We start from the raw sequence: 16,828 nt of genomic DNA on the forward strand, positions 1-16,828 counted from the left end.
GCTTTTATAACTAATATCTGGTTTGATATCTAAATCGGTTTCCATTTTTGTGTTATTTGAGTTGGTTATTTTATAAATTAATTGTAGCCTTTAATTTGTTTTTTTGACATAGTTCTCTACGCGATTCACTTTGATCGAAACGCCTTTTTAGACTTTTTAAGTAGTAAACCTATTGGGGATTAGGTAATTATGTATAGGCTAATATTTAGTGGTTTGTAATGAAATAACCCCAAAAAGCATAGCAACTTATGGGGTTTTCATTATTTAAAAGAGTGGTTTGTTTTTGGTTAGCATTTGTAATATTGTTTAAATGGTGTTGAAATTTAATGTTTCTATTACTGATAAATCAGTATTGAATTTGACAAAACTTGCAGGAAATCCAGTTTTGATTTTACCTATTTTATCTTCCAAACCAATAGCGCTTGCTACACGACTAGTTGCCATTTTTATAGCTTCGTCAGCCGATACGTTTAAATGATTATAGGCGTTTTGTACTGCTTCTTGCATTGATATTGTAGCGCCAGCCAAATTTCCTTCGTTGTTTCTATAGAAGCCATTTTCTAGATGGGCATCAAAATTCCCCCATTTAAAGTCGGCTATTTTGCGTCCCAAAAATGTAGCATCACTAATTAAGAAAAATTTATCTTGTTTTAGTTTGTATGCTAATTTTGCTGCAGCATAATCACAATGTGCGCCATCTAAAATCACTGGAGCATATACATTTTCATTTTCTAGAGTTGCACCAACTAAACCAGGTTCACGATGACCGAATTGTGTCATAGCATTAAATAAATGAGTTACAAGTTTTATGCCTTTAGAAAAATAAACTTGTGCTTCTTTATGTGTAACGGTCGAATGTCCTATCGAAATCACAATACCACTTTCTAGCAGCATATTTAATTGCTCATCTGTAAAACATTCTGGGGCAATCGTGATTACTTTTATAACATCTTTCCCGTGACGTATAATTTCTTCAAGCTCTGCATTAGTTGGTTTTCGAACTTGGTCAATACTATGAGCACCACGTTTTAAAGGATTTAAAAACGGCCCTTCAAGATGCATTCCAATTACTCCATTGTTATGTTTTTGTTTGTAATTACGAACAGCTTCAATCCCTTGTAGAATTGTTTCCTTTGATGATGAAATTAAGCACGGAAGCACATGAGTTGTCCCATATTTAAGACTTGTATCGTATATATCCTGAATTGTTTCTTCAGTAGGCGTCTGACTAAAGTATAGTGTTTCGCCACCGTTTATTTGAATATCTATAAATCCAGCTGCAATGTGGTTTCCTTGTAAATCTATCGTTTCAATATCATTTGGAATTTCTTTTTGAACCGAAATTATAGTTCCATTTTCAATAATAATGACTCCATTATTAATGATTTCATCGCCAGTATGTACAGTGGTATTTATAATTGCTTGTTTCATTTTTATAGTTTATTTCTTTATTAGTTTACTACTAATAGATGAATTTGTATCATTTGCTTTTAAAATATAAATGCCTTGTGCTTGATTTCCTAGTGAAAATGTAGCTTCTGTTTCGTTAGGTTTTATAGTTTCAGTACGTATTACTTTACCTGAGATATCAAATATTTTTATATTTACTGTCCCTTTAGCATTATTAATTTTGAGCTTTACTAAATCATCTATCGGATTTGGCTCTAATATAACACTAAATTTTTGCTCTTTTGACGTTGTGTTTTCTTCTGTTTCTAAACCCAGCGAAGGATTATTTGCAGGAATATATGTATCTGCTCCATTGGTTAACCAATTAAGGCTGAAACGTACAAAATACATTTGGTATGTTGAGTTTTCTCCATTTTCATAATAAATACCAATTGTTCCGTCTGGCAATATGGTTAAGCTTGAGTACGCTGAGGCTCCTGAGAAAATAGTTTTAGGTGCACCCCAAGTTGTTCCTTCGTCAGTACTTAGTTGTACGCTAACATTTTTTCGACTTCCTGCAAATGGAATAGAATGCAATAAACGGTCTTTATCATAACCATCTAGAGTAGAAGTATAGCGTATAAAATCACCATCACAATTAGGATCTGTTATACTTGCTTGGTTGTATGCTGTTCCCCAAGTTGCTCCTTTATCTGTAGAAATATTAAATCGGCGTGTTCCCGAATTACGAATACTCATCATGATATTTCCATTGTTTAATTCTACTACTTTGGCTTCATCTCCATCTTGCTCCGCTCTTCCTGTCGATGCGGTCCATGTAACTCCGTGATCAGCACTAGTAATCATATAATTATTAATATGCTCAGTTCCAGAAACATTTTCGCGTACTGCAATTGCAGCAACAATTTTTCCATCACGTAATTGGTGTGCTCTTCCTGAGGCAACAAATAGCCCTTTCCAACCAGGATTTGGACCATAAATTTGATTGGTGATATCTACAGCTGCTCCCCAAGTTATTCCGTTATCAGAGCTTTTGATTATCAAAACTTTGGCTGGTGCCACATTTGTAGAAGCAAAAAAACCTTTTTCTGCCGAAACGATACATATTAATTCTCCAGTAGTTTTATCCAAAACTAATGCTGCATCTCCCGCTCCAGTTGGAGCACCAAAATTTGCAATAGTTAATGGTGCCGACCAAGTTTTTCCGTTATCAGTACTACGACGAACGACTGGGTCAATTTTGGCTGCTAAATCTCCTGCATGATTCCATCTTTTATCTGTAACTGTTACCAGTGAACCATCGGCGGCAGTTACAATTGCTGGAATACGATAGTTAGATGAGCCTGCATCTCCAGGTGTAAATAAAAGTGTATTGGCTAATAAAATCACACGATTACCTGCAATTGTATTAGCTACGGTAGTGTAGGTGATGTTATTAGCAATGATAGATTCGCAAGTAGCATCTAATATGTTTCCTTCGGTTGCATTGGGCGCAACATCGTATGCAATCCAAAAGTAATTATCACCAGATACCAATGCTTGTGATCCGTTAACAGCTAGGTTGCCATTTGCAGGAGCAATAGTTCCAAATAATGTTGCAGTTGCTGGATTAAAAAGTGCATTTGCTCCGCTAGTATAAATTTTGATATTAGTAACATCGGCAATATTGGTTGTTCCTGCCATTGTAAATTTTAGAGTATTTACAGTAAGTGGATTAAGAGCGCCAGTGGCTGAAACTTTTACTGCCACAATTCGTTGGTTTATGTCTCCTAAACCTGTTGGTAATTCAGTTTGCACTAAGGAAACCGAATTGAGATGCATTTCGTTTGTTTGAGCAATTACTGCAGCTCCATTAATTAGTGTACCAGGGTGGTTATTCCCAGAAATATCTGGGACAGTTACCCCATTAATATTTTCGAAATCCCATGCGGCAATTAAATTCGTCTCCGTACCTGTTATAGTAGTTGTTTTATCAGTAACTACTTCTGTGGCTGTCATTGCCTTGTTCCAAAAGCGTATATCATCCAATTGTGCATTCATATACGAGGCAAAATTACTGATAGTTCCGAATAATAAATCTCCTGTATTAGTTACAGTGTTTGCGCCTCCTATATTTGCTGTTGTTTTGGTTTGTTGTAAAACGCCATCTACATAAATTTTACAACTTGTTGTAGCAACATCAATAACCATTGCTAGATGATGCCAAACATTATTAGCTATATTCGATGTACCATATGGAGGTCCAGCAGCTCCGCCACTAGTTGTTAAATTAACTCCAAATTGTCCGTTACCAGCTGTGTTATTTATAAACTCATATCCGATTCCTGCGCCATTAGGTCGTTTGCTCATAATACGCTTAGCATTATCTCCTGTTTTTATCTTGCAGGTTACAGTCAAACTTTGCCCTGCAGCTATATTAAAATCACCATGATTAACAACCGACATATAATCATTTACGCCATCTAGAGTAAGTACCATAGGGAAAGCGTTTGAAGTTGTTGGAGAGCCGTAAAGAGTTCCCGTATGGTTATTTCCAGAAATATCGGTAACAGAATTCCCTGTTATATTTTCAAAATCCCAGGCAGCAAGAAGGTCAGTTGTAGGCGTATTTATCACTGCAGCCATATCTGTTTGTAATTCTGTAGGTGTCATAGCTTTATTCCAAACACGGATATTATCTATTTGTCCAGCCCATTTATAACTGTTACTAGCATCAGATGTGGCACCAACAACAAAGTTTAATGCATTAGAAAAATCGGAAGTAACAGAGGTGAATGTTTTGGCTGTATTTGCCAAAACACCATCTATATAACCATAAATAGTTCTATTGCTTGAGGCATCTATTACCATAGCAATATGGTGCCAAGTGCCATCGGAAATAGCGTTTGGTGAATATCCTGCAGTACTAATATTAGCAGGAGTTCCTGTACCGCTTATATTCATTGCAAACTTGCCTGCATTTGCGCCATTGCCTGTCCAGAATTCATATCCGTTGCCAGTTGCTCCATTTCTTTTGGCAAAAATACGCGGTGTACCTGTTGCCATTGTTGTTTTTATCCAACAGGTAATGGTTTTATTTTGACCTGAGCCAAAGTCTAAATCGGTATGATCGGCTACCGTCATATAATTAGAAACACCGTCGAGGTTTAAAACCTTACCACTTTGTGCTTTTGTACTTAAGCAGGATAAATACATAAAACACAAACAAAAAAAGAGTAATAAATTTTTCATAGTTTTTGATATTTGGTTGAAATTGGTTAGTTAGCATAAGGTTTTAATCTCGAATAACTAGACGATGTGTCCAATTAATCTAAGTGAATTTAGATTAGTTTTTTTCTAAATATTCAGTTAGTATTTGTGTACAATACCATTCTTGACGTGGTAAATGAAAAGGTCCTTTAAAAAGGTTTCCTTTAGCAGTTTGCGCAATGCTTCCGTCTCTGTGTAAATATCCAAACCATTCTCCATTTTCTTTATCATGGAATTTACTATACGAATAATCATGAATCATTTTATGCCATTTGGCATATTTTTCGTCACCTGTCATTGTATAAGCTAGAAGGGTAGCTATGATAACTTCATTATGTGGCCACCAGAATTTCATGTCTTGCCAATATTCTTGAACGGGTTTGCCATATACATCACAGAAATATAAAATTCCTCCATGTTCTTTATCCCAACCACGTTCCCACATATAATCAAGCATTTTACATCCTAATGCTATTAAATGCGGATCATTATTTCGGTATTTTGCTTCGTGTAGTATAAACCAAGCTCCTTCAATGGCATGTCCTGGATTCAGCGTGCGTCCGTCGATATGGTCTATTATAGAACCATCTGGAGCTACTTGTTCCATAACGCATTTTATATCGTCTTTTACAAAATCACGCTCAATCTCGGCAATCCATTTGCTAATCCATTCATCACAACGCGGGTCACCAATATTTTCTCTTAGTTGTTGTGCCGTATTGATCATAATCATTGGTGAACCAATTCCTTTTGATGGGCGAACGGATGTATATTTTGGCTCTAATAAACCGGGAGTGGTCGAATATTTTATACATTCTCCAAATAAGGAGCGTGCCATCTCAGCACTTGCTTCGTCTTTGCTCGCTTTTGCATAAGCGCTCATAGCAATTACAGCAAATGTTTCTGAAAAATAATAACGGCGTTTACGAATCGGATTTCCATCACGTGTTACATGAAAGAACATTCTGCCATCGGTATCGAAACAATATTTGTTTATGAAATCAATACCAGATTTTGCTCCTTCTAACCATTCTTGTTTAGGTTCCATTGTATTGTAAAGTGTAGCAAGTAGCCATGCTGCTCGCCCTTGAAACCAAACCGATTTATCATCATCAATTAATTCACCCATTTGGTCGCGCATTAATAAATAACCTCCGTATTTGGTGTCTATCGAATGAGGAAACCAAAAAGGTATCGTATCATTTAATAATTGACTTTGATAAAAATCTTTTAAGTGTAACAGATCAGTTTTTGAATAGCTCATTTTATATATGTTTTATACTTAGTGTTTTTTGTATTTACTAAGTGTAGGTTTTTATTTTGTTTGTTTTTTTATGCAGATTAGACAGATTTCAGCATTCTTTTTTGATTCCTCACATCTCTCATCTCACATTTTTCATCTTTCATCTTTCACACTATTTACATTAGTCTCTATTTCGAGTTGAAAAGTGGAGCATGGCAAATTGGCTTCATTCACAAGATTTGCTTTTGTGTATGGTTTGTATGCGTATAGAATCTTTTTTATTTTTTCGTTTTTTGGAATCTTAATTTGAACTTGATCTTTTACGATTATTGCTTTACTTTCAATACGAATTCCTTTGTCGGTTACTAATTCAAAGCCAACTAATTCCTTTTGGTTTGCAGTAGCTAATTGCTTGGTATTTGAAAAAGTTATTACAATGTAAGTTGCTTTTTGAGTTGCTTTTAAAGCAGATGGACCATTAGTATTTACAGGTTTTCCATAAGTATGTTGCAATGCTAAAAGTGCCAAACGTTCTGCAATCTGTTTTTTCTTAATAGGATGTACATTGATGGAATCGCCATAATCCATGCTGATTGCCATTTTGCTATTTGGAATTTCTTTTTGCAGTTTATTCTGCATTTCTCTAAATGAAGGCCAAGTAGGACGGTCAATACTGGATAGCTGCACGTAATAAAAGGGTAGGGAAGTTCCCCATGCTTTGCGCCAACTTTTTACTAATGTTGGCATTAAGTGTTGGTATAATTCAACATTGTGTGCATTGCTTTCTCCTTGATACCAAAGAATTCCTTTTACTGGGAATGCTGTAAAATGTGTTACGCCCGCTTCATAATTATAACTAGGAGCGTAGGGATGACGTTGCTTTGGATTTGTGGCATTTTTTAAATTTACATCAGCACGTGATCTGACCCACGGCATAATAAAATCAGATTTGCGCCAGTTGGTTAATACATCGACTACTTTATCATCATGTTCTAAAGTATATCGGTCTATCCAGGATTCTATAGGAGATCCGCCTACTGCAACTTGTATTAATCCTATTGGTACGTTTTCTTCATGAATGATATTCTGTCCAAAATAATAGGCTATTGCCGAAAAATCTTTGGCACTAATGGAATCACTAATTGCCCATTTTCCAGAAAAGTATTTTAATTGATTGGTCTTTGCTAAAGTGGTAGAATCCCAAGCAATATCATCGGTTTCCTGAATCACTTTGTAGTTGAATAAACGAAGAGTTGTATTATTAATGGCATTTTTAACTTCGGCAACTCCATTCTCAGATTTTTGCAATGGGAATGCCATGTTTGATTGTCCGGAGCAAAACCAAACATCACCAATTAGTATGTTTTTTAAAACTAATTTTTTGCCATTTGAAGAGATATTTATCTCATGTTTTCCTCCTGATTTCATAGCTGGAAAAGTAACTTTCCATTTTCCGTATAGGTTGGTTGTGACAACTTCTTTATGACTGTTTAAAGTTATCTCTATTTTGTCACCACCATTGGCATTGCCATAAATAACAATTGGTTGATTGCGTTGCAAGACCATATTATCTGTAAAAATGGGAGCGAGTTTTAGTCCGCCATAATCTTGTGTTATATTTTCATAAACAGTTTGTGCCAGAATTGTAGCACCTTCTGTTGTCGGATGTAAAGCGTCTGGAAAAAGTTCTGGACGATTGTATAGTTTTTCGTGTAGGTTTATCAGGTTTACTTTATTTGCTGTAGCAATTTCTTCAATATGTTCTTGAATTTGCCAAAACCAATCTCTAGTTCCTGATTTAAATCGGGGATGCTCATTAAATATAGGTGTCATGCGACAGATATATAATTTTACATTTGGATTTTGTTTTTTTAAAGTATCTAACAACCAAGAGTAATCGGCGTTAAAATCTTCTTTGTAATTAGGCCAATTTCTTGGATCGGTATCATTTAGGCCTAAATGAATAATAGCAATATCAGGTCTATATGAAATTGCCTCAGCACATGCTGTAGTTTTATAATAAGGGGTACTTCCTTTCTTTAATAAGGTAGCTCCACTGTGTCCAAAGTTTTTGACTTCATATTGTTTACCCATCAAAACTTGTAGTTGTGAAGGATAGGATTGAGTGTTGGGATTGGCTAAAAGATATCCTGCGGTTACCGAATCGCCAATACATGCTATTTTTACAATTGCTTGTTGCGCAATGATTTCAAAGGTTGAAATCATCGAAATAAAAAATATGTAAAAAAATAGATATCGTTTTTTTGTATTCATTTTTTCTCAGCTATTTTTAAAAATAAGGCATAATATAGGCTGGGCGGAATGCAAGGCTCCGCCCTAGCTCATAAAAAACAAAAGCCAACTAATTATTTTAAACTTTAAAAATGTAGGGTGAACTAATTAATGCTATGCCTCTACAAAGTCATTGACTTTGGGGCGAAGAAAACTTATTTGGACTATTAGTGCTACCAAAACAACTCCTGCCATTAACGCAAAGCCTAAACCTAAAGTTCCTGTATCGGCAGATTTACCTAATAATGAGGTTACCAGCGCACCACATCCAACTCCTGTCATGTTTAGCACTCCATAAGCTGTTGCTCGATACTTAGATGAAACAAATTGGCAAATGATTGGCATATTATTCGCATCAAACATTCCGTAACCAATTCCAAAACATAATACTGCTCCCACTACATGAAAGAGTGAATCTCCAAAACCAATTAGCATTAATGCTGGAATGGTTAAACTTAAACCAATTGCACTAGTATAAACTCTACCTTTAATGTTTTTTTGTACCCATTTGTCTGATAATATTCCTCCAAAAATAACTCCTAATAATGAGGAGAATGAGATTGTAATTGTTGCCAATGGCCCAGCTTGATCCATCGAAATTCCTAAGTTGTCAGAGAATAAGGTAGGTAACCAGTTTTTGGTAGCCCAGCCCGGCAAACTAATAATGGCAAAATAAAATAAGATTACCCAAAAGGAAATATTGGTAAACAATAGTGCTAAGCCCTTAAATAGCGTTTGTTCTCCATTTTTTTTATTTGTTTTTATTACTTCCGAAACTTTTTTCTCACTTAACAGAAAAACCAAAATAAAAGAATAAACGATTCCTATAATTCCAAAATGATGAAAGGTAGAATGCCAAGAGTATTTTGCCGCAATAGTAGCGCCAAAACCACCTAATGCCGAACCTACATAAAGTCCTGTCATGTGAATACCGATAGCTAAGGATCTTGTTTTTTGCTGATGATAATCGGCAATTAATGATAAACCAGCAGGTATATATAAAGCTTCACTAACTCCCATAAGCGCTCTTAACCAATAAACCTGATTGTAGGTTGTTGCATAGCCCATTGCGTAGGTTACTGCTGACCAAACAAATAAACTGCCTATAATTAACCATTTACGGTTTAATTTATCAGCGATGATACCAGATATTGGACTCATTAAAGCATAAATCCAAAGGAATATAGCCATTAAACGTCCGAAATTTTCACCCGAAACAAGTTCAGGAATATCAGCTTCCATCGATGGTCTCATGGTAGCGAGCATTTGCCTATCCATGTAGTTTAGTAGTGCTACAATCCATAGTAACGCTACTATTACCCAAGGATAATATTTAGAGTTTTTCATATTTTGATATACTTTAAAATCTTTAGTTTTTTAGTTTTTTTGATAATACATAGAAACATAGTTTTTTTTCACTGGTGGTTAATCAGGTGTTTTACTTAAAAATAAAACGAAAAGCACTATGTTTTAAATTGTTTAAGCCAAAGCTATTTCACTGTTCCCAACATTACATCTGGTGTACGTACCCCAGGCTTTATTTCTCCATTGGATAAAACAATTTTATCATCCCAGATTGTTGCTGTTGTTGTTACTTGTGCAAGAAACGGTAATTCACCAATTTTTGACCATTTATCGGTATGGGTATTGTACAATAAGATGGCATTGTAGAAACCTGTATGTGTTGTATTTAATTTATTTTTTTCGGCGATAAGCCTTGTTTTTTCTTCATCCGAATCGCTTTTAGCAATTTGTGATAAGTAGGTTTCTATTTTATGGAAAGTTTTTCCATTATCTCCTCCAACGATTAAAATATATTCATTTCCTATAGCTACTCCAGCACCAGCCGAAAAGTTGGTTGTGTTTTCTCCATCAGATATATTGGCGCGATTTTCCCAGATTTGTTTTTTAAAGTTAAATGCAAAAGTGGTATTGTGTAAATCGCTTATGCCAGATGGTGTTTTTGTTCTTCCGCCTATGATATATATGTTCTTTCCGTTTTTATCATTCTGTACTACTGCAACAGAATTTGCAAGAGGCATTGGTAATTTTGGCAACGGTTTCCATTCAGGGTTAGCTTTGTTTAAATCGATACTGAAAACTAAATCTGAAGATTGTTTTGCTTCATCACCACCTATTGCATAAACTACATTATCGATATGGGTAAGGGCAATATTTGTAACTACTATTGGGTAATTTGGTAAAGATTTAATTTCGACTTCATTTTTATTGGCATTCCAATTTAAAATATACGCCTTATTCGAAAGACCATTTTCATTTTCTCCACCTACATAAACCACTCCTAAATTTGTAACTGTATTTCCTGAATACGCTATTGGTTCTGGTAATGTAGTTAGTACGTTTTTATCCCAAGTGTATTGATCTCCTGATTTCTGTAATACATGAATTTCTTTTGAATAATGTTTTTTTCCTCCTTCCCAAGGCATTTTCTCCTGAAAATTTGCTCCGCCAGCAACAATCAAGGCATCATTGCTAATACCGTTAATAGGCCCTGCAAAACCTAATGACAAACTTCCATCAGGATTCAGCAACTGCGCAGCTTTTTTCCATTCGACGTGGCTAATATTTGTTATTTGAGAAAAAGCAACTATTGTTGACATAATAAAAGTGATAAGGATTATATAAAAAAAGGATTTATTCATAGCGTTTGTTTAAAAAACTAACTAGGATTATTTTGATTTAAATTCATTGAAGTTCAAACTGTCAACGTCTTTTTTAAATAATTCGAATTGTTCAGCTGACATGTTTTTAACGGGTAATCTAAATTCTCCTAAATTATGACCTACTAATTTCATGTATGATTTACCTACTGAGATTCCACCATATTTACCTAATAAACGAATCATATTGATTGATTTTTGTTGTAAAACACGTGCTTTAACCAAATCATTGGCATTAAATGCATCAATTAAATCGTAGTATAAAGGAGCTGCATAGTTAAATGTACTTCCTACAGCACCTTTGGCACCTAATACTAATGCAGATAACATATTTTCGTCACGTCCCCAAAGCATATCGAATTTCCCATTTTCATAACTCATACAACTTTGGAAATCCATAAAATCTTCATGAGTATATTTTACTCCAGCAAAATTTGGGAGCTTGCCATCTAGTGCTCTTACTAAATCAAACATAGCTACATTAACTCCTGTTAATACTGGAATATGGTAGTAATAAAAAGGCATATTTGGAACGCTTTTACCTACTTCTATACAAGCTTCAGCCAGCATATCAACATTGGCAGGTTTAAAATAGAAAGGCGCTGTTAATGAAACGGCATATAAACCTATTTCGTAAGCGTGTTTGGCTAAGTCTATACAATCGCTTAAGCAAGTACCTCCAAGAAATACCATTACTTTAAAATCGGCATCATGATTAGAACAGTCTGCCCAAGCTTGTGCTACCGCTTTCTTTTCTTCTAATGTAATCGAAACACCTTCTCCTGTAGAACCATTGATAAAAGCACCAGTGATTTTGTTTTTCTTTAAAAAAGTATAATAGGCTGGAATTAGGCTAACGTCTAATTTTCCATCGCTGTTAAATGGGGTAAAAGGTGCTGAAATAAGACCTTGTAAATGTTCGATTTTCATGAGATTATTTTTAAGTGTTGTTGTCTTTTATTTTTATTAGACTGGGAACGGTTAAATTCCCAGTCATTTTTTTAATTTTAGTTCTTAGAATTTATTTACTAAGTGGATTTTGTACAATTTTCGGATTGAAATTGATAGTATTTTGAGAGATAGGAAATAAAACTTCTTTATTAGCTGTCATCGATGGTACTAAGCTTGTTTTATTAAAACGAACTAAATCCCACCATGCTTTTCCTTCAAAAGCCAATTCTTTTAAACGCTCATTTAAAATAGCATCATCATTTGCAGTTTGTGAACTGTTAGTAAATGAAGCTGAAGGATCAGCTCTTTGCATAACAAGATTCATTTCTGTTGTAGGATCTTGACCTAAAGCATTTTTAATTTCAGCTTTCATTAATAAAATGTCTGCCAAACGGTATATGATAATATCACTTACAAATCTTCTTTGCGTACCATCAACAGTTCCGTTGTATTTTACTAAACCTGTTACTACTGGAGTTGATCCGTTGTATAGAGTTAAATAAGTAGCATCTTTTCTAGTATCAGTTGCATCGAAATTAAATCTTGTAATATCTGGTTGCACTCTTGAGATACCTGCATTACCAGCACCACTACCCAAAGTTCCAAAAGTAGCAATTGCAGTTGCAGTTGTTAATGGAGCAAAATCACTTGGACCAATAAACATAAATGAGTTCCAGTTGTCTGATAAATTTGAAGGTAAATCTGCTAGAGAATAACGAACTGCAAATAATACTTCTGCATTTCCTTTTTTATCGTAAGCAAAAACATCTTTAAAATTAGGTAATAATGATGCAGTGTTTGGTATTGCGTTTATTGCCGCTAAAGCAGTATTTAAATCTGCAGTACCACCATTTAATTGTTTAGCAGTCCATAAATTCACATCCGCTTTTAGCGCATAAGCAGACGGAAGAGAAAGCTGTATTTTATTATTGGTTGCATCTGGAAAATTAGCGATTGCCGCTTCGATATCTGATTTTATAAATGCAAATGTTTCTTGAATTGTATTACGAGGAATGATGTATTCTGACTGATTTGTGTTTTCAGTTGGTTTAGTAACAATTGGCACACCTCCCCATGAACGAGCCATAATAAAATAAGCCATTGCGCGCATTGTGTATGCTTGTGCAATATATCTTTTTTGCTCGTTTACTGTTGATGGGCTAAATTGAATTCCTGGAACATATTTAAGAACTAAATTTGCCTGATGTACTACCGTGTATAAACCTGCCCAGTCTACATCTATAGTTGCAGGAGTTAGGGTGTTATTGTAGTAGAAAGCCAAATTTAAAGGCGATTGTACACCTGAAGTTATTTCGGCACTTCTGGCTCCACCCAATAAATAATACGTTTGTTGGGTTTGTGTTCTAAAATTAACGTACATACCGTTTACACCAGCTTTGGCATCATCTTCTGTTTTCCAGAAATTGTCTGAGGTAATAACGCTATCAGATTTTAAGTCTAAATCATCTTGACATGAGTTAAATAGAGAAAGACTAGAAAAAAGTATTGTGTATAAAAGAATTTTCTTTTTCATGATTTTAGTATTAAAATTTACAAAGCGATATTTAAACCAAGTATAATATTTCTAGGAACTGGATAAGTACCTGTAGAACCAGCAGCATTAAGTCCTAAACTAGAACCTCCATCTATACCTTGTACTTCTGGGCTTAAACCGCTATATTTAGTAAAGTAGTATAAGTTGCTTCCTGTTACATATACACGTACAGATGTTAATTTTGCTTTTTCAACAAGTGTTTTTGGAAGGTTATAACTAAATGTAATTTCTCTTATACATAGGTAATCTCCACTTTCGTAGTAACGGCTATTTCCTTGAAACATATTGGTATTATAAGCAGCTCCTCCCGCTTCTGAACGGAATAAGTTATTCTGATTTGTTTGATCTGCCCAACGGTAACGAGGTACATCTGTAATGTCACCTTCTTTTTGCCAAGATTGAGCGCTTTCTGCCAATAATCCGTAGTTACCTTGAAATTGTCCTAAGAAACGTGCTCTTGCTTCGTTGTATATTGTAGCTCCTAATGAATAATCTGTTCTTACTGCAATTGAGAATCCTTTGTAGCTTGCATCGAAGTTGAAACCACCCACAAATTTCGGGAACATATTCCCCATATACGTTCTGTCTCTACTATCTATGACACCATTATTATCAGTATCTTCAAATACAGCATCTCCAGCAAATTTTTTACCCGTTGGATTGTTTCCACCAGCTGTTTTAGTCACATAAGTATCATGAACTTTTGCATTGTATGCATCAGCTTCTGCTTGAGTAGAAAGGATGTATAATTGCTTGTGAGCATAGAAATCTCCAATTTTTTGACCTTCTTGTAATCCTCCAACAAATTTGTAAGTACCACTTCCAGCATCCCAAATTTCAGTTCCACCAATTCTATTATTTAAATTTCCATTGAAAGGAAGTTTTTCAATAACGTTTTTATTGTGAGAAACGTTTGCCCCAACATTAATTCTTAAATCATTTTTGTTGTAAACATTTGCAATAACTTCTAATTCGAAACCTTTGCTTCTTAATCCTCCAAGGTTAGTTAATACGGTAGAGAAACCACTATTAGAAGGAAGCGTTAAGTTGGTTAATAAATCAGACGTTAATTTATTGTAGAAATCCCCAATAACTCTAATTCTATCTTCATTTAATCCTATATCAAATCCTCCATTTATTGTTTGTGATTGTTCCCATTTTAGACCTGGATTTGCAATTTGTGAATTTACAATTGCCGATTGACCGTTGTAGCTATTAGGAAGTCCGTTTGTCGTACCTGAGTATAATCCTCCTGCTTGAAAATCGCCCAATGTACCTAAGTTTCCATTCACCCCGTAACTTCCGCGAAGTTTAAGAGAAGAAACAAATTTAGGAGCAACTTTTCCCCAGAATTTTTCTTCTTGTATATTCCATCCTGCAGAGATTCCAGGAAAGAAACCATATTTATTGTCTGGTCCTAAACTTGATGAACCATCGTAACGGAATGATGCTGTTGCGAAATACCTGCTTTTGTAATCATAATTTACACGACCAAAAACACTATTTAAAACCAGTTTTGTATTGTTACTAAAAACAGAAACAGGAACAGGAGATGAATCTAAAGTTTGAGCTAAATCTGATGGGCTTCCTTTTCCAGATGCATTAAAAGATTTTATTGTTCTGTCGTATTTAGAAACTCCTAATTTAGCATCAAAATCTCCAATTGCTTCTAATGATTTGTTATAAGATAAAACCCCTTCGTACTGAAATTGTGCTATCTGATTACTTAATCTTGTTGCTGTACGAGTATTATCTACTAGACCATTATTACCGCTTAAAAATGCTTGTTGAAAAGTGTTATCGTTTTCATTTTCACTATAAAGAGACATAGATGGAGTGAAAGTTAAATCTTTTGTGATTTTTAAATCACCATCAACGCTCATTTGTAATTTATTATTTTCGTTTATACCTTTTACTTTCCCCATTTGGTACAATGGATTTCCGTTGATGTTATTTTGCCCAGGAGCAAGAGTTCCATCTTCTAAGTATAATTTTGTAGTAGGAGAGTTTCCTAAATATCTGTTGAAAACAACGCTATTAGCCACAACTTGATTGTTGCTTGATTTAGAATATAATACACGACCATTAATTGTGAAATTATCTGCTAATTTTAAAGAGGCATTTAATTTACTTGTAAATCTTTGGTATCCAGTAAATATAGTAATACCGTCTCCTTTTAAATAACCTAAGCTTAAGTCAAACACACCGCTTTCGCCACCACCACTAAAACCAAGATTGTGATTTTGAGTAATTGCATTTTGGAATAAAACGTCATTCCAATTGGTGCTTTTATACATAATTGTATTACTAGCATTAAGAGGATCTTGTATTTCTTGCCATCCTTTTGCTTGCAATTGTCCAATTGTTTCAGGCGTTAAGTTAGATTTTAATAAAGTAGCAAACGGAGTATTGTTTTGTAGGTTGTTACCTGTTCCAGCAGGAGTTGCTCCTGTTAGTTGTCCTAATCTAGCTATACCGGTAGTTGTATTTAGTCCAGCAATTTCGGCTGCATTGTACAAACCTAAACGTTGCAATCTGATATACTCACCGCCATCCATAAAATCGTATTTTTTACCGATTTGGCTATTTTGAGTTGATACATTATAAGTAATTTTAAGTTTACCCGCTTTACCAGTAGTTGTTGTAATAATGATAACCCCATTAGAAGCTCTTGCACCATAGATTGATGTTGCCGCCGCATCTTTTAATACTTGAAGTGAAGCAATATCTGCAGAGTTGATATCGTCAATTTGAGTACGAATAACACCATCTACTATATATAAAGGAGTAGCTCCAGATGGATTATCAATTGATGTACCTCCACGAACTAAAATGTTTGATGCTTTACCAGGTTGACCAGATGAAGTACGAACGACTAAACCAGTAACGTTTCCTTGCAATGATTGTGTAACGTTTGAATAAGGTACGTTTTCTAAAACTTTTTTGTCTAGTTTAGAAACAGCTGTACTTAAAGTTCTTCTGTTTTGAGAACCATATCCTACAACAATAACCTCATTCATTTGTTCACCTACTTCTTTTAGAACAACAGTAAGTGGTGCTGAAGTAATAGTAACTTCTTGATCCTGAAGACCAATATAAGATACTACTAATGTAGTGGCATTATCTGGTGCTTCTAGAATGAAACTACCGTCAAAATTGGTTTGTGTACTAATATTGGTTCCTTTAACAACAATATTTACACCAGGCAAAGCTTCACCCTTTTCATTAGTTACAGTTCCAGTAACCTTTTTTAGAATTGGATTTAATTTAGTAGTTACGTTTTTTTCTGAGACTGAAATAGTTTTTGAAGATACTGTAGCCGCCGCCTCTTGTGCATTTAAGGCGAGTAGAAAAATAGAGGTTAATTTCATAACATCTACGAACTTAGATGTAAGTCTAAAATTTTTAGGCTTACTTTTTGGTAATAAATTCATACTTTTGTAATGG

Annotated in this window: 9 protein-coding genes; all 9 read right to left on the bottom strand. The window is 34.7% G+C overall.

Features of this window, described 5'->3' with window-relative positions; all coding sequences use genetic code 11:
• Positions 1 to 306 precede the first annotated feature (306 nt).
• Positions 307 to 1,431, bottom strand: coding sequence for an N-acetylglucosamine-6-phosphate deacetylase (gene nagA, locus LPB87_RS17450; protein ID WP_129538860.1), 1,125 nt, complete (start codon positions 1,429 to 1,431; stop codon positions 307 to 309).
• Positions 1,432 to 1,440: 9 nt separating this feature from the next.
• Positions 1,441 to 4,641, bottom strand: a complete 3,201-nt coding sequence (locus LPB87_RS17455; protein ID WP_230728701.1) for a LamG-like jellyroll fold domain-containing protein — start codon at positions 4,639 to 4,641, stop codon at positions 1,441 to 1,443.
• A gap of 94 nt (positions 4,642 to 4,735) precedes the next feature.
• Positions 4,736 to 5,923 carry an AGE family epimerase/isomerase gene (locus LPB87_RS17460; RefSeq protein ID WP_230728702.1) on the bottom strand — a complete coding sequence of 396 codons (1,188 nt, stop codon included), beginning with the start codon at positions 5,921 to 5,923 and terminating at the stop codon, positions 4,736 to 4,738.
• A 132-nt stretch (positions 5,924 to 6,055) separates the two neighbouring features.
• Positions 6,056 to 8,176, bottom strand: coding sequence for a GDSL-type esterase/lipase family protein (locus tag LPB87_RS17465; protein ID WP_230728703.1), 2,121 nt, complete (start codon positions 8,174 to 8,176; stop codon positions 6,056 to 6,058).
• A 132-nt stretch (positions 8,177 to 8,308) separates the two neighbouring features.
• Complete coding sequence (locus tag LPB87_RS17470) at positions 8,309 to 9,541, bottom strand: MFS transporter (protein ID WP_230728704.1); 1,233 nt, start codon at positions 9,539 to 9,541, stop codon at positions 8,309 to 8,311.
• Positions 9,542 to 9,684: 143 nt separating this feature from the next.
• The gene (locus LPB87_RS17475; protein WP_230728705.1) at positions 9,685 to 10,815 is read right to left on the bottom strand and encodes a galactose oxidase; all 1,131 of its coding nucleotides are present in this window, start codon (positions 10,813 to 10,815) and stop codon (positions 9,685 to 9,687) included.
• Between the two features lie 69 nt (positions 10,816 to 10,884).
• A complete protein-coding gene (locus LPB87_RS17480; protein ID WP_129538854.1) occupies positions 10,885 to 11,805 on the bottom strand; it encodes a dihydrodipicolinate synthase family protein in 921 nt (306 codons plus the stop codon).
• A 91-nt stretch (positions 11,806 to 11,896) separates the two neighbouring features.
• Positions 11,897 to 13,360 (bottom strand): RagB/SusD family nutrient uptake outer membrane protein, encoded by a 1,464-nt coding sequence (locus tag LPB87_RS17485; protein WP_230728706.1) that lies wholly within the window; start codon positions 13,358 to 13,360, stop codon positions 11,897 to 11,899.
• A gap of 17 nt (positions 13,361 to 13,377) precedes the next feature.
• Positions 13,378 to 16,815 (bottom strand): TonB-dependent receptor, encoded by a 3,438-nt coding sequence (locus tag LPB87_RS17490; protein ID WP_230728707.1) that lies wholly within the window; start codon positions 16,813 to 16,815, stop codon positions 13,378 to 13,380.
• Positions 16,816 to 16,828: the final 13 nt, after the last annotated feature.

This window comes from Flavobacterium sp. EDS (assembly GCF_020991525.1).
Taxonomy (GTDB): domain Bacteria; phylum Bacteroidota; class Bacteroidia; order Flavobacteriales; family Flavobacteriaceae; genus Flavobacterium.

What these genes read in the sequence shown, in the direction of transcription:
- nagA (WP_129538860.1), bottom strand. Translation starts at nt 1,431, where the DNA reads ATGAAACAAGCAATTATAAATACCACTGTACATACTGGCGATGAAATC.
- LPB87_RS17455 (WP_230728701.1), bottom strand. Translation starts at nt 4,641, where the DNA reads ATGAAAAATTTATTACTCTTTTTTTGTTTGTGTTTTATGTATTTATCC.
- LPB87_RS17460 (WP_230728702.1), bottom strand. Translation starts at nt 5,923, where the DNA reads ATGAGCTATTCAAAAACTGATCTGTTACACTTAAAAGATTTTTATCAA.
- LPB87_RS17465 (WP_230728703.1), bottom strand. Translation starts at nt 8,176, where the DNA reads ATGAATACAAAAAAACGATATCTATTTTTTTACATATTTTTTATTTCG.
- LPB87_RS17470 (WP_230728704.1), bottom strand. Translation starts at nt 9,541, where the DNA reads ATGAAAAACTCTAAATATTATCCTTGGGTAATAGTAGCGTTACTATGG.
- LPB87_RS17475 (WP_230728705.1), bottom strand. Translation starts at nt 10,815, where the DNA reads ATGTCAACAATAGTTGCTTTTTCTCAAATAACAAATATTAGCCACGTC.
- LPB87_RS17480 (WP_129538854.1), bottom strand. Translation starts at nt 11,805, where the DNA reads ATGAAAATCGAACATTTACAAGGTCTTATTTCAGCACCTTTTACCCCA.
- LPB87_RS17485 (WP_230728706.1), bottom strand. Translation starts at nt 13,360, where the DNA reads ATGAAAAAGAAAATTCTTTTATACACAATACTTTTTTCTAGTCTTTCT.
- LPB87_RS17490 (WP_230728707.1), bottom strand. Translation starts at nt 16,815, where the DNA reads ATGAATTTATTACCAAAAAGTAAGCCTAAAAATTTTAGACTTACATCT.